Below are 14,746 nucleotides of genomic sequence, written 5' to 3'. Positions count from 1 at the left end.
GTTCGCCTCTTACTTGCGCTTGCGCCGTTGGACGATCATATTGTTCGTCCGCTTGTTGCGACGGGTCTTGAAACCCTTCGCCGGAGTGCCCCACGGGCTGACCGGTTCGCGTGCTTCACCGGTACGGCCTTCACCGCCACCGTGCGGGTGATCCACCGGGTTCATGGCAACGCCACGGACCGTCGGGCGGATACCACGCCAACGCATTGCACCGGCCTTGCCGATTTGGCGCAGGCTGTGTTCTTCGTTACCGACTTCACCAATGGTGGCGCGGCATTCGATGTGCACACGGCGAACTTCACCCGAGCGCAGACGAACCTGAGCGTAGATGCCTTCGCGAGCCAGCAGGACGGCGGAAGCGCCAGCCGAGCGGACCATCTGAGCACCCTTGCCAGGCAGCATTTCGACGCAGTGAATCGTCGTACCCACCGGGATGTTGCGGATCGGCAGGGTGTTGCCGGCGCGGATCGGGGCTTCGATGCCCGACAGCACAGTGGCACCCACTTCCAGACCACGCGGAGCGATGATGTAACGACGTTCGCCGTCGGCGTAGCACAGCAGAGCGATGTGCGCCGTACGGTTGGGGTCATATTCCAGACGCTCAACCTTCGCCGGGATACCGTCCTTGTCACGACGGAAGTCGACCAAGCGGTAGTGTTGCTTGTGACCGCCGCCACGATGGCGGATCGTGATGTGACCGTTGTTGTTACGGCCAGAACCACGGGTCTTCTTTTCCAGCAGCGGCGCGTAGGGCTCACCCTTGTGCAGGTTGGGACTAACAACCTTCACCATGCCACGGCGGCCGGCCGAAGTCGGCTTAACTTTTACGAGGGCCATTTACTTCACCTCCGCAAAGTCGATTTCCTGGCCGTCCTTGAGCGACACGTAAGCCTTGCGCTCATTACGGCGACGGCCAACGAATCGGCCAAAGCGCTTGACTTTGCCCTTACGGTTGAGGACCTGCACGGACTCGACCTGCACCTTGAAGAGCAGTTCGACGGCAGCCTTGATTTCCGGCTTGGTAGCGTCAGCCACGACACGGAAAGCGACTTGCTGATTCTTCTCAGCGACGAACGTGGCCTTTTCGGTCACGATCGGAGCCAGAATGACTTGCATCAAGCGTTCAGCGTTCATCCCAGCATCTCCTCGAGTTGAGCGATGGCCGGCTTGGTGATCAGCACTTTCTTGTAGTGGACCAGCGACAACGGATCGGCATAACGGGGCTCGACAACAGCAACGTGCGGCAGGTTGCGGGTGGCGAGGTAAACATTCTCATCAACGCTGTCGGTGATGATCAGGACCGAGTCCAGGCCCAGGCTCTTCAGCTTTGCGGCTGCGTCCTTGGTCTTGGGCGATTCCAGATCGAACGATTCGACAACGGCGATACGGTCTTCACGAGCCAGTTGCGACAAGATCGAACGGATCCCGGCGCGGTACATCTTCTTGTTGACCTTCTGGCTGAAGTTCTCTTCGGGCGAGTTCGGGAAAATCCGACCACCGCCACGCCACAGCGGCGACGAAGTCATACCAGCGCGTGCGCGGCCGGTACCCTTCTGGCGCCAGGGCTTCTTGGTCGAGTGCTTAACTTCGGCACGATCCTTCTGAGCGCGGTTGCCGGCACGGGCATTGGCTTGGAAAGCCACCACGATCTGATGAATCAGCGCTTCGTTGAAGTCACGGCCGAAGATCGTATCGGGCGCGCTGAACGTAGCAGCGGCCTGACCTTGGTCGTTCAGGAGCTTGAGATCCATTTACTTACGCTCCCTTCTTGGCCGGGGCCTTGATGGCCGGGCGCACGACGATGTCGGCGCCAGCGTGGCCGGGGACAGCGCCCTTGACCAGCAGCAGGCCGCGCTCAACGTCAACGCGAACGACGTCGAGGTTTTGAACGGTGCGGGTGACATCACCCAGGTGACCAGCCATGCGCTTACCCGGGAAAATACGGCCCGGATCTTGTGCTTGACCAATCGAGCCGGGAACGCGGTGCGAACGGGAGTTACCGTGCGAAGCGCGTTGCGAACCGAAGTGGTGACGCTTGATGGTACCGGCGAAGCCTTTACCAATGGTCGTGCCCGTCACGTCGACCTGTTGGCCGGCTTCGAACACGGATTCCACGGCGATCACGGAACCGGCCGCAAATTCAGCGGCGCGAGCGGGATCAAGGCGGAATTCTTTGAGGATGCTACCGGCTTCAACGCCGGCTTTGGCGTAGTGGCCCGTTTGCGGCTGAACCACACGCGAGGCACGACGAGTGCCATAAGTCACTTGGATCGCGGCGTAGCCGTCGGTTTCCTGCGACTTAACTTGGGTCACGCGGTTGTTCGACACGTCCAGCACGGTCACCGGGATGGATTCACCTTCCTCGGTAAAAATGCGGGTCATGCCGACCTTGCGACCCACCAGCCCCAGCCGGTGAGCGGCGGGCGTGGGTGTCGAATTCGACATCGTTTTCTCCATTCCCGACTGCGATTGGTCGGGGCTAATCGGGCAAAAGGTAACGGCCTTTGCCCTACGACTATGTTCAACCTGGGTCGGGGAGTAATTTGGGGGGATCAGTTGGGTTTTAGCCCATCCCGCCATCCCGTTCCCATAGTCAGTCTTGCCACAAAATGGCAAGCTTGGCATATTAGCATGATTTTTCCAGTCGGCACAAGCACTTAGCCACTTCGGGCGTGTGTGGCGCGGTCGTTTTGCCACACTGCGATGAAGCGCTCTTGGCGACGTCTGAAACCGGCCCCTGCCGGGACAGTAAGCGCCCGCTAACCTGCCTTGCCCGCAGACAGGGCGGCGCGTGTAGCGCGGATGAACGCCATATGCCGCAAAAAACAAAATGGCCGCACTCCCGGGGGAATACGGCCATTCTTTTCGAACCTGCCGGCGAAGGTAGCAGGCCCGATACGCCTTACTGCAGCGCGATTTCGACGTCGACGCCGGCCGGCAGGTCCAGACGCATCAGCGCGTCAACGGTCTTGTCGGTGGGATCAACGATGTCCATCAAGCGCTGATGGGTACGGATTTCGAACTGGTCGCGCGACGTCTTGTTGACGTGCGGCGAACGCAGGACGTCATAGCGACGGATACGCGTCGGCAGCGGCACCGGGCCGCGGACAACGGCGCCGGTACGCTTGGCGGTGTCGACGATTTCAGCGGCCGATTGATCGATCAGCTTGTAATCGAAAGCTTTCAAGCGGATACGGATCTTTTGGTTTTTCATGGCGTTTCCTAAAGAACGAGAGGCGAAGGCGACGAAGCGCCCTCGCTGGTTGTTTGCTGCTTATTTGATCCGAATTACTTCAGGATCTTGGCGACGACGCCGGCGCCGACGGTACGACCGCCTTCACGGATGGCGAAACGCAGGCCTTCTTCCATGGCGATCGGAGCCAACAGCTTGACCGTCATGGCCACGTTGTCGCCCGGCAGAACCATTTCCTTGTCGGCCGGCAGCTCGATCGTGCCCGTCACGTCCGTCGTGCGGAAGTAGAACTGGGGACGATAGCCCTGGAAGAACGGAGTGTGACGGCCGCCTTCTTCCTTGGACAGGATGTACACCTCGGACGTGAAGTCCGTGTGCGGGGTGATCGAGCCCGGCTTGGCCAGAACTTGGCCACGCTGGACGTCTTCACGCTTGGTGCCGCGCAGCAGAATGCCCACGTTGTCGCCAGCTTGACCTTGGTCGAGCAGCTTGCGGAACATTTCAACGCCCGTGCAAGTCGTCTTGACCGTCGGCACCAGGCCCACGATTTCGATTTCTTCGCCGACCTTGACGATGCCGCGTTCGATACGACCCGTCACCACCGTGCCACGACCCGAGATCGAGAACACGTCTTCAACCGGCATCAGGAACGCGCCGTCAACAGCACGCTCAGGCGTCGGAATGTACGAATCCAGCGCAGCTGCCAGGTTCATGATGGCCTGTTCGCCCAGTTCGCCCTTGTCGCCTTCCAGCGCCAGCTTGGCAGAACCCTTGACGATCGGGGTGTCATCACCCGGGAAGTCGTACTTCGACAGAAGTTCGCGAACTTCCATTTCCACCAGCTCGAGCAGCTCGGCGTCGTCAACCATGTCAGCCTTGTTCAGGAAGACGATGATGTACGGCACGCCAACTTGGCGGCTCAGCAGGATGTGTTCACGCGTTTGCGGCATCGGGCCGTCAGCGGCCGACACGACCAGGATCGCGCCGTCCATCTGAGCGGCGCCCGTGATCATGTTCTTCACATAGTCAGCGTGGCCCGGGCAGTCAACGTGCGCGTAGTGACGCGCTTCCGTTTCGTACTCGACGTGGGCGGTGTTGATCGTGATGCCGCGAGCCTTTTCTTCAGGAGTCGCATCGATCTGGTCGTAGCCCTTGGCTTCGCCACCGAACTTGTTCGACAGAACGGTCGTGATAGCTGCCGTCAACGTCGTTTTGCCGTGGTCAACGTGACCAATCGTACCCACGTTCACGTGCGGCTTGGTACGTTCAAACTTGCCTTTTGCCATGATCTCTATCCTTTAACTTTCAAGGAAACTTGAATCTGCCAGGCCGCCCGGATGAGCGGACCTGGCTAGGGTTATTTACTTGGCCCGAGCGGCGATGACTTCGTCAGCGACGTTCTTGGGAGCCTCGGAGTAATGCTTGAATTCCATCGTGTACGTGGCACGACCTTGCGTCAGCGAACGCAGGTTCGTGGCGTAACCGAACATCTCGGCCAGGGGCACTTCAGCCTTGATGGTCTTGCCGCCACCGACCATGTCGTCCATGCCTTGGACCATGCCGCGACGCGAGGACAGATCGCCCATCACGGTACCAGCGTAGTCTTCCGGCGTTTCGACTTCAACGGCCATCATCGGTTCCAGCAGCACGGGGCTGGCCTTGCGCAGACCTTCCTTGAATGCCATGGAGCCGGCCATCTTGAACGCGTTTTCGTTCGAGTCCACATCGTGGTACGAACCGAAGAACAGCGTGACCTTGACGTCGACGATCGGGTAGCCAGCCAACACGCCCGAAGGCAGCGTTTCCTGGATGCCCTTGTCCACCGCGGGGATGTATTCGCGAGGAACCACACCGCCCTTGATGGCGTCCACGAATTCGAAACCACCGCCAGGAGGCAACGGCTCGACCTTCAGCACCACGTGGCCGTACTGGCCGCGGCCGCCCGACTGCTTGACGAACTTGCCTTCAACTTCGTCGCAGGTCTTGCGGATGGTTTCACGGTAGGCCACTTGCGGCTTGCCGACGTTGGCTTCAACGCCGAACTCACGCTTCATGCGGTCGACCAGAATTTCCAGGTGAAGCTCACCCATGCCGGAAATGATGGTTTGGCCGGATTCTTCGTCGCTGCGCACGCGGAACGACGGATCTTCCTGAGCCAGACGCGACAGCGCCAGACCCATCTTTTCCTGGTCAGCCTTCGACTTCGGTTCCACGGCCTGCGAAATCACGGGCTCGGGGAAAATCATGCGTTCGAGCAAGATGTGGGAGTCGATGTCGCACAGCGTTTCGCCGGTGGTCACGTCTTTCAGACCCACCACGGCGGCGATGTCGCCTGCCAACACTTCCTTGATTTCTTCGCGGTTGTTCGCGTGCATCTGCAGAATGCGACCGATACGTTCCTTCTTGCCCTTGATGGGGTTGTAGACCGTATCGCCCGACTTCAGGACGCCCGAGTAAACGCGCACGAAGGTCAATTGACCCACGAACGGATCGCTCATCAGCTTGAATGCCAGCGCCGAGAACTTCTCGCCGTCGTCAGCCGAGCGCTTGACGGGATTGCCGTCATCGTCCATGCCGTCGACCGGGGGAATGTCCACGGGCGAAGGCAGGTAGTCGATGACCGCATCCAGCATGCGCTGCACGCCCTTGTTCTTGAAGGCGGTGCCGCACAGCATCGGCTGGATTTCGCCAGCGATGGTGCGTTGGCGGATGGCCAGGTTGATTTCTTCTTCGTCCAAGGAACCCGTTTCCAGGTACTTGTTCATCAGCTCTTCCGACGATTCGGCGGCAGCTTCAACCAGCTTTTCGCGCCATTCGTTGGCCAGACCTTCCAGCTCGGCCGGAATGTCGTGGTAGTCGAACTTGATGCCTTGGCTGGCTTCGTCCCAAATGATCGCCTTCATCTTGACCAGGTCGACCACGCCTTGGAACGTGTCTTCGGCACCGATCGGGATCACGATCGGCACGGGATTGGCGCGCAGGCGATTCTTCAGCTGGTCATAGACCTTGAAGAAGTTTGCGCCGGTGCGGTCCATCTTGTTGACGAAGGCCAGACGCGGCACGCCGTACTTGTTGGCTTGGCGCCACACGGTTTCGGACTGGGGCTGAACGCCGCCCACTGCGCAGTAGACCATGCAAGCACCGTCCAGGACGCGCATGGAACGTTCCACCTCGATGGTGAAGTCCACGTGCCCCGGGGTGTCGATGATGTTGATGCGGTGTTCGGGATAGTTCTTCGCCATGCCACGCCAAAACGCCGTCGTAGCTGCCGACGTAATGGTGATGCCACGCTCTTGCTCTTGTTCCATCCAGTCCATGGTGGCTGCGCCATCATGCACTTCGCCAATCTTGTGATTGACGCCGGTATAGAACAGGATACGTTCGGTCGTGGTGGTCTTCCCTGCATCGATGTGCGCAGAGATACCAATGTTGCGATAGCGCTCGATCGGGGTTTTGCGGGCCATGGTGGATTAGTCCTTAAATTACCAGCGGAAATGGCTGAAGGCCTTGTTGGCCTCTGCCATCTTGTGCGTGTCTTCGCGCTTCTTCATCGCGGCGCCACGACCTTCGGAGGCGTCGATCAGTTCGCCAGCAAGACGCAGATCCATCGATTTCTCGCCACGCTTCTTAGCGGCTTCACGGAGCCAACGCATAGCCAGGGCCAGGCGGCGCACGGGGCGCACTTCAACCGGCACTTGGTAGTTGGCACCGCCAACGCGGCGGCTCTTCACTTCGACGATCGGCTTGATGTTGTTGATCGCCAGGCTGAAAACTTCGATCGGCTCTTTGCCGGTCTTGGTTTGCACTTGCTCGAGGGCGCCATAGACGATGCGCTCGGCGACGGCCTTCTTGCCGTCCAGCATGACGACGTTCATGAACTTGGCGAGTTCGACGCTGCCGAACTTGGGATCGGGCAGAATCTCGCGCTTGGGTACTTCGCGACGACGGGGCATTGTTGCTTCCTTGTGTCTGTTCAGTTGAACCGTGTTTCATTACACGGCCATGGCCGCCCATTGGGACGACCCCTTACGTGCCGCGCTCCATCCCAGAAACCGGAGGGCGCGGTCGCACTTCCCTAGTGACGGACTTCCGCCACGCGGGGGTACTGCTGACTCGTTATTAAGCCTTCTTCGGGCGCTTGGCGCCGTACTTCGAGCGGGCTTGCTTACGATCCTTGACGCCTTGCAGGTCGAGGGAACCGCGCACGATGTGATAACGCACACCGGGCAAGTCCTTCACACGACCGCCACGCACCAGAACGACCGAGTGCTCTTGCAGGTTGTGGCCTTCACCGCCGATGTACGAAATGACTTCGTAACCGTTGGTCAGACGCACTTTGGCAACCTTGCGCAGAGCGGAGTTCGGCTTCTTGGGGGTGGTGGTGTACACGCGAGTGCACACGCCGCGGCGTTGCGGGCAGTTTTCGAGCGCGGGGCTCTTGCTTTTGATGATGCTGACTTCGCGCGGCTTGCGCACGAGTTGGCTAATGGTAGGCATGACCTTTGAAATCCCTTTTACGTACCACTGGTAAGTACTTACGTACTCGTCTCCAGAAGAGTGTCTTTCGGAGAAGGCAGTTCGCGCAAAACCGCCTCAAACGTTCATATACGTAAAAGAGCGGGCTTGCCAACAAACTATGACAAACGCACAAAACTGGATGCCTCGGGGGCAGTCGGACCGATGGACCCAAAACAAAAGGCTCGTGACGCACCTTGATTTCGGACCCTGGACTGTTTACCCTTTAGCGTACAGATTTTGCGCGCGAAATAAAGCAGTAAGCCCTTTAGCATAACTGAGATCAAGGGATACTGTCAAAGAAATTTGTAAATGCCGCAGTGCGGCACGCCGCCCGCGAGATAGCGGCGAGATAGCGGCTAAAGGCAACGATTGCGGCGCGAGTCGTGAAAAATGGGGTCACGTACCCGGCAATTACGGATAGGCCGAAGGCTTGAACGACGCCGATCCTGCCCCGAAGCAGCGGGATGGCTCGGGGTAAGTCCTATGTAAACACGAGCGCGTGCCGAGCAGTTTACCTGCCCGACCGAGCTACTGGTCGGCGAACAGGTAACCGCTGCCGTATACGGTACGGATGGGAAGCATGACGCCCGCCAATTCCGCCTTGCGGCGCAGCCGGCTGACGATCACATCGATGCTGCGCGACCCGCTTGCACGCACCCCGCCCCCTTCCACACGGAGCTCGTCGCCCAGTTCGGACCGGCCCACCGCCCTGCCCGCCACTTCCAGCAGCGACCGCACGATCAAGCGCTCGTTGGCCGACAGCGAAATGGCGGCGCCCGACGGGGCGACCAGCGTCCAGCCCTGATCCCGCAACTCCCATTGTCCGTTGACCGTGTCGTCCGAGACGGGATTCTCCTGGGCGGCGGGCAGGCGGCGGGCCAACGCCAGCAGGATGCAGGCAAGTTCACGCGGATCCTGGGGATCGGTCAGACAAGCGTCGGCGCCGCTTTGCAGGCAGCGCAGGCGGGTGTCCACGGACATGCCGCGGCCGGAGACCACGATTCCCATGGAGGACGAGCCATGCAGCCGCGCCACCAGGGCGTAGCCGATTTCGCCCAGCGTCCCGACATCCAGGACGACGGCATCGTAGACACCGCTATTGAGCAATCCGAACAGTTCAAGAGACGTCGAGCAGCCGCGGGCCGAGATCCCGGCCTGCAGCAGTGCGGACACGGCGGCGTTACGGGCCACTTCGTCCGGCGACATCATAAGTATGCGCAATTGATTCATAGCTAATTTCCACCTCTAACCCGAAATCGCTCCGTATTGCTGAAATGTGACGGCGATGCGTGGGGCAATTGAGACAGTGTGGCGTCTTGTTACGCAACAACTCCAGTCAAGATTCGTTAACTTTGCAATGTTTGACAGTTCTTTCCACAACGTAGCCAGCCCAGCCTCTGCCCGAGTTATCATTCCATTACATACATTCGCTCACCCTCTGCAGTAGGGCGCCTCAGTGCGCGCTTGCGTCGCAAACCTTCGCGAGAACACGTTTGATGAAAATCGCGTCTCTGGAAGACGACCTTGATCAAGCCCGGCGAATCCAGCAAGTGCTGACCGCCGCGGGATATACCTGCACCAGCTATCACCAAAGCCGTGACCTGCTGGCCGCATTGCGCACCGAGAACTTCGACCTCGTGCTGCTGGACTGGCATCTACCGGATATCGACGGCGACGATGTGGTGCGCTGGCTGCGCGCCAATATCGGCCCGCGCGTGCCCGTCATTTTCCTGACCAACCGGTCCAGCGAAGACGACCTGGTGGAAGGGCTGCGCGCCGGCGCCGACGACTACATCGTCAAGCCTTTGCGACCGCTGGAATTGCTGGCCCGCGTGGCCGCCTTGCTGCGCCGCAGCCAGATCGCCGAACCCGCCAACGACTCGTTCGACGTGGCCAACTACCGCGTCGAGCCGGCGGCACGCGTCATCTCGCTGAACGGCGCCGCGGTGAGCCTGGCGCCGAAGGAATTCGATCTGGCGCTGCTGTTCTTCCGCAATCAGGGCCGCCTCATGTCGCGCGACGTCCTGGCGGAATGCGTCTGGAACCGGGAAATTCCCGCGACCTCGCGCACGCTGGACACGCACTTGTCCAACATCCGGCAAAAACTCCAGCTGCGCCCCGAGAACGGTGTGCGCCTTACCTCTTCCTACGCCCTGGGCTACCGGCTGGAACTGATCGGCGCGTCGGAAGACAACCCGGCGCGCGCGTCGTAGACGCCTTGCGCGCTCCCCCTGGAGAACTGATCGCTATGAGCCGCTGCCGCGCGCTTTCTTTGCTTGCCTTGCTTTCTTGTGCGCTGACTTTACCTGTCCACGCCCAGCCCGCCGGGGCGCTGGGCGATGACTTCATCTATCGCGTCCGGCAGGGCGACACCCTGATCGATCTGGCCACGCGATACACGCGCAAACAGGCCAACTGGGCGCCGCTGCAGACACTGAACAAAGTCACCACCCCGGAAATGCTGCCCATCGGACTGGAGTTGCGCATTCCGCTGGCGATGATTCCGGAACGCGCCGCCGAGGCGCGCGTGCTGCACGTCAGTGGCCAGGCCAACATGAACGGCAAGCCTTTGCAGCAGGGCCAGAGCCTGTCCGAAGGCAGCACCGTGGTGACGGCGCCCAATGGTTTCGTGACGCTGGAATTGGCCGACGGATCCAAGCTCACCCTGCCCGCCGGCGGGTCGGTCGAGCTGGCGCGCTTGCGCCAATTCGAAGGCACTGCGCTGACCGACTCCGTCATCCATGTGCAACGCGGCAGCGTTGATTCCACCGTCGCCCCCACCGGCCAAGGCGTAGGCCGCTTCGAAATCCGCACGCCTGTCGCCGTCACCGGTGTGCGCGGCACGCGTTTCCGCGTGCAAAGCGGCCCCGGCGGCGTGCAAAGCGAAGTGCTGGAGGGCAGCGTGCGCTTGCAACCGCATGCCCCCGGGACCTCACCCGCCAAACCCGTTGCCGTGGCGCGCGGCTATGGCGCCGCCGTACGCAACGATGGCAGCGTGTCGGGCGTGCGCGAATTGCTGGCCGCCCCGCAACTGTCTCCCCCCGAGCGATCGGGCGGCGTCTGGACCAGCACCTTCCCCCCCGTGGCCGGCGCGCAAGGCTACTTGGTGCGCGTGTCGCGCGATGCGGACGGTGCGCTGCCCGTGTCGTCGGTCGCCTTCCCGACCAACTCGATCCGTTTCACCGCCCCCGGCGCCGGCACGTACTACGTATCGGTGCGCGCCATCGATGATCTGGGCCTGAACGGCCAGGACGCGGTCGCAACATTCGAAGGCGCGAACCAGCTGATGACGCCCTATGGTTTGGGCGTCGGCAGCGGTTCGGGCGAACCCATCATATTGACCGAATACTAGGTCGCGCTTCATGGCCGACGCTGTCGACACCGTTGACCGGACCTCGCGCTCAGGACTGTGGTTGACGATAGCGCTGGCGGTGCTGGCGGCCGTGCTGGGCTCGCTCAATGGTCTGGGCCGGGTTGACCAGATTATTTACGATCGTGTCGCGGGGCTGACCAGCCGCGCGGCGGACCCCGACATCCTGATCGTCGCCATCGACGACGCCAGCATCGATACGCTGGGACGCTGGCCATGGCGACGCGCGATCCATGCGGCGCTGCTGGACCGCCTGCAAGGCGCCCGCGCCGTCGGCCTGGATCTGATCTTCGCGGAAAGCGACACCGTCAACCCGAACGACGACCGGCTTCTGGCTGACAGCATCCGGCGCAACGGCCGCACCGTCCTGCCGGTCGTGCTGGACCGCCTGGTCAATCCCTCGTCCATGGCGGCCCCCATCCCGCCCTTGGCGCAAGCAGCCGCATCCAGCGGGTTCATCAACGCCCGCATCGATTCCGACGGTGTCGTGCGCGAAGCGACGCCAGCGACCACGTTCGCCGGCGAACGCCGCCTCCATCTTGCCCTGTCCATGCTCGAGGTCGGCGGCCAGGCCGATAAAGCGCAACAACTGCTGCAAAAGGCAGGGCCCGACGGCAGCATCCTGATCCCCTACGCCGGCTCTACAGCCCACATGCGCACCGTCTCGTACCTGTCGCTGCTGCGCGGCGATGTGCCGCCCGACGAAATCCGCGGCAAGTATGTGCTGGTCGGTGCCTGGGCCACGGGGCTGGGCGACGCCTACCCCACGCCGGTCTCGCATGACCTTGCCGGCATGTCGGGCGTGGAGATCATCGCCAATCTGCTGCAAGCGGCGCGCGACGGCATTGCGTACCAGCGGCCGGCCGCCGCCTGGAATGCGGTGTTCTCCGCCCTGCCCGTGCTGCTGGCATGCTTGGCGTTGTGGCGGCTGTCGCCCAAGCGCGCGCTGCTGGTCAGCGTCGCGTTGATCGCGGGCATTCTTCTGGCCTCGTGGATGCTGCTGGCCCACGCCAACCTATGGTTCGCGCCGACCGCCGCGCTGATCGGCGTGGCGCTGTGCTACCCGCTCTGGAGTTGGCGCAGCCAGGAAGCCGCCCTGCGCTACATGGACAACGAGTTGCGCCGGCTGCAGCGAGAATACCCGCCGGTGTTGAACGAGGCCCGCGCCCAACTCACCGGCCCCAACGCGTCGTTGGAAAGCCGGGTGGGCGAATTGGGGCGCGCGCTGGCGCGTGTGCGGAACTTGCGGCGTTTCCTGGCCGACGGGCTGGACGGCATGCCCGACGCCACGCTGGTCTTCGATCAGGAAGGCCGCATGCAGTTCCGAAACCAGGCGGCCGTCATGTATTTCCAGCGCCTGGGCATGCGCCCGCCGCGCGTCGGCCACCCCGCCACGCACCTGCTCGAGAAGACGATTTCCGACGACGCCACGCGGCAACGCGTGGCGGAGGCACTAAGCGGACAACGCCCCGCTGATACCACATCGCCTTGGAGCGCGGACCTGGAAGTGCGCGATTACGCCGGCCGCGACCTGATCCTGAAATGCGCGCCCATCCATACCGCCGAAGGCAACTTCGCCGGCACCGTCGCCACCCTGACCGATATCTCGCGCATCCGTCAGGCGGAGCGACAGCGCGAAGAGACCCTGCGCTTCATCTCGCACGACATGCGCGCCCCGCAAAGCTCCATCCTGGCGCTGGTGGAGATGAAGCAGGAGGCCGGTACGCAAGACGGCCACGCCGATACGCTGACCCGCATCGCCACACTGGCCAACCGCACCCTGCATCTTGTCGACGACTTCGTGCATCTGACGCGGGCCGAATCCATGACGATCAGCGCCGTGGAATTGGACCTGGGCAGCCTGCTGCAGGACGGCGTCGACGAATTCTGGGCGTCTGCCCACAAGCGTGGCATCGCGCTGGAACTGCGGCTACCATTGCCCGCCGCCTACACGCGCGGCGACCAGACGCTCTTGATGCGCGCGCTGTGCAATCTGATCGACAACGCCATCAAATACAGCCCTGCCCAGACACGGATCGAATGCAGCATCGACGAAACGCCCGGTTTCTGGCGCGTGCACGTCCGCGACCAGGGCCAAGGCATCGCCGAGGCGGATCTGGCCCGCCTGTTCGAACCGTTCTCGCGGATAGGCGTGGAAACGCGCGGCGATGTGGGCGGCGCGGGTTTGGGCCTGGCGTTCGTGCGCACGGTGGCCGAACGCCATGGCGGGTCGGTGGAAGTCAGCAGCGAACCGGGCGTCGGCTCGGTATTCACCTTGCGCCTGCCCGCAGCGCCCGACGCGCCGTAGCGCAGCCCCTATTGAAAGGTGTGCGAGATCACGCCGGGCTTGCCGGCCTTGATCTCCAGCGTGCCCCGATACGGCGGCAAGTCCGCGTTGCGCAGCACCACCTGGTATTTCCCAGGTATCAAGCGCAGCTCTTTGACGGGCGGGCTGATCCCGCGCGCGATACCGTTGATCCACACCTCGCCCCAAGGACGGATGTCCAGGCGCACCGTCACGGGCACCGCCAACGGCCTGGGCTTGGGTGCCTCATTGGCAGACGGGGCCGCGGCAGCCGGCGCTTGAGCGGTGGGATCCGGCATTTCCGCCGGGGCGGCGGGAGCGGGTGACTCCGCCGCGCTTGGCTCCTTCGTAGCGGGCGCCTGTTCCGGCTGGGGCACGGGCGGCGCGGAAGGTTGCCATTGGGCGGTGGGCAGCGGCGGCGTCGACGCGACAGGCGGCAAGTTCGTTTGCGGGGCCGGGAGCACCGCTGGCGGGTTGGGCTGGACCAGTTCCGAGCTTGTGATCAAAGAGTGTGGCGTCCCCATGCCCCAATGGACCCACGCATACATGCCGATGCCGATCAGCGCCACGACGGACAGCAGCCCCAACAGCGGACGGCGGCGGCTGGCCGGCTTGGCCGCATGGGCCGTGGGCGGCGGCACATAGGCGGCCCCCGCCGTGGCGTCGGCTTCAACCGGCGCCGGTTCGATGTATGCCGCCACGCCCAGCAAGGCAGCTAGCTCGGCCAAGGTCTGCGGCCGATCGGCAGGCGCCATGGCCAACCCGCTATCGATGACGGCCAGGAAATCGGGGCTGTACTTGGAAAGGCCTTGCGATGCCAACGGCTCGTAAGTGTCCATCGCGCGGCGTTCCGGCGCGGGCGTCGGGCGATGGCCGGTCACCAGGGCATGCATCACCGCGCACAAGGCGTAGACGTCGCTCCAGGGGCCACGCGGCCATTCGGTGGAGTCGGAATAGAGCTCGAACGGCGCGAAACCGGGAGTCGGGCTTCGGCTTGCGCGACGGGAGCGCGCCACCACGAGTTCGGGCAGCAGATGCGCGCGCGCGCCCTCGTCCATGCCCACGGTTTCCAGCGAGATATCGCCACAGATTTCGCCCTGCGCGTGCAAGGCAATCAGCGACGGCAGCAGATCCGACAGGAGCCGCTTGATGCGTGTTTCCGGCACGCCCCCCGCCGTGCTGGCGGCGATCGCACTCAAGGGACGCAGGGCAAGCGGCGCAGCGCCAGAAAAGGGGCCACGCGGCGTCAGGAGGCCGGTGGACGAAGGCATTATCGGAATTGCGCTCATGCGCGTCATGTGCAAAGGTTGATTAGCCTGAATATTATCCAATCCGCAACACCAGGACATTGCCGAAAATG

At 62.5% G+C, this 14,746-nt stretch carries 14 protein-coding genes; 3 read left to right on the top strand and 11 right to left on the bottom strand.

Annotated features, from left to right (window positions below; genetic code table 11):
• Positions 1-9: 9 nt before the first annotated feature.
• The 10 genes from rplB to CQ050_RS04810 all read right to left on the bottom strand — a co-directional run bounded on the left by rplB (position 10) and on the right by CQ050_RS04810 (position 8,941).
• Positions 10-837, bottom strand: coding sequence for a 50S ribosomal protein L2 (gene rplB, locus CQ050_RS04855; RefSeq protein WP_006227020.1), 828 nt, complete (start codon positions 835-837; stop codon positions 10-12).
• Positions 838-1,134, bottom strand: a complete 297-nt coding sequence (gene rplW / locus CQ050_RS04850; RefSeq protein WP_006216557.1) for a 50S ribosomal protein L23 — start codon at positions 1,132-1,134, stop codon at positions 838-840.
• Positions 1,131-1,751 carry a 50S ribosomal protein L4 gene (gene rplD, locus CQ050_RS04845; RefSeq protein WP_105555697.1) on the bottom strand — a complete coding sequence of 207 codons (621 nt, stop codon included), beginning with the start codon at positions 1,749-1,751 and terminating at the stop codon, positions 1,131-1,133. The genes rplW and rplD overlap by 4 nt, the downstream gene beginning before the upstream one ends.
• 4 nt (positions 1,752-1,755) lie before the next feature.
• A complete protein-coding gene (rplC, locus tag CQ050_RS04840) occupies positions 1,756-2,445 on the bottom strand; it encodes a 50S ribosomal protein L3 (protein ID WP_169270130.1) in 690 nt (229 codons plus the stop codon).
• A 457-nt stretch (positions 2,446-2,902) separates the two neighbouring features.
• Positions 2,903-3,214: a 30S ribosomal protein S10 gene (rpsJ, locus tag CQ050_RS04835; RefSeq protein ID WP_003806903.1), complete on the bottom strand. Its 312-nt coding sequence runs from the start codon at positions 3,212-3,214 to the stop codon at positions 2,903-2,905.
• Positions 3,215-3,288: 74 nt separating this feature from the next.
• The gene (gene tuf, locus CQ050_RS04830) at positions 3,289-4,479 is read right to left on the bottom strand and encodes an elongation factor Tu (RefSeq protein ID WP_057285896.1); all 1,191 of its coding nucleotides are present in this window, start codon (positions 4,477-4,479) and stop codon (positions 3,289-3,291) included.
• Between the two features lie 75 nt (positions 4,480-4,554).
• A complete protein-coding gene (gene fusA, locus CQ050_RS04825) occupies positions 4,555-6,657 on the bottom strand; it encodes an elongation factor G (protein WP_105555695.1) in 2,103 nt (700 codons plus the stop codon).
• An 18-nt stretch (positions 6,658-6,675) separates the two neighbouring features.
• On the bottom strand, positions 6,676-7,146 hold the full coding sequence (rpsG, locus tag CQ050_RS04820; RefSeq protein WP_006216561.1) for a 30S ribosomal protein S7: 471 nt from the start codon (positions 7,144-7,146) through the stop codon (positions 6,676-6,678).
• Positions 7,147-7,312: 166 nt separating this feature from the next.
• Entirely contained in the window at positions 7,313-7,690 is a 378-nt protein-coding gene (gene rpsL / locus CQ050_RS04815; protein WP_005017264.1) for a 30S ribosomal protein S12, read from the bottom strand.
• A gap of 549 nt (positions 7,691-8,239) precedes the next feature.
• Complete coding sequence (locus CQ050_RS04810) at positions 8,240-8,941, bottom strand: response regulator transcription factor (RefSeq protein WP_105555694.1); 702 nt, start codon at positions 8,939-8,941, stop codon at positions 8,240-8,242.
• 266 nt (positions 8,942-9,207) lie between these two features.
• On the opposite strand from CQ050_RS04810, the gene CQ050_RS04805 reads away from it, so the two are divergent.
• Genes CQ050_RS04805 through CQ050_RS04795 form a run of 3 tightly spaced genes read left to right on the top strand, consistent with a single transcriptional unit; the run spans position 9,208 to position 13,389 of the window.
• A complete protein-coding gene (locus CQ050_RS04805; protein WP_105555693.1) occupies positions 9,208-9,924 on the top strand; it encodes a response regulator transcription factor in 717 nt (238 codons plus the stop codon).
• Between the two features lie 35 nt (positions 9,925-9,959).
• Entirely contained in the window at positions 9,960-11,063 is a 1,104-nt protein-coding gene (locus CQ050_RS04800) for a FecR domain-containing protein (protein WP_105555692.1), read from the top strand.
• A 10-nt stretch (positions 11,064-11,073) separates the two neighbouring features.
• Positions 11,074-13,389 (top strand): CHASE2 domain-containing protein, encoded by a 2,316-nt coding sequence (locus CQ050_RS04795; protein ID WP_105555691.1) that lies wholly within the window; start codon positions 11,074-11,076, stop codon positions 13,387-13,389.
• 8 nt (positions 13,390-13,397) lie between these two features.
• Here CQ050_RS04795 and CQ050_RS04790 read toward each other — a convergent pair whose 3' ends face one another.
• Positions 13,398-14,657, bottom strand: a complete 1,260-nt coding sequence (locus CQ050_RS04790) for a serine/threonine protein kinase (protein ID WP_105555690.1) — start codon at positions 14,655-14,657, stop codon at positions 13,398-13,400.
• Between the last annotated feature and the right edge of the window lie 89 nt (positions 14,658-14,746).

This window comes from Achromobacter sp. MYb9 (assembly GCF_002975275.1).
Lineage (GTDB): Bacteria > Pseudomonadota > Gammaproteobacteria > Burkholderiales > Burkholderiaceae_B > Achromobacter.
Note: the sequence above shows the minus strand (reverse complement) of the source record. Positions and strands in the feature narration are given on the sequence as shown.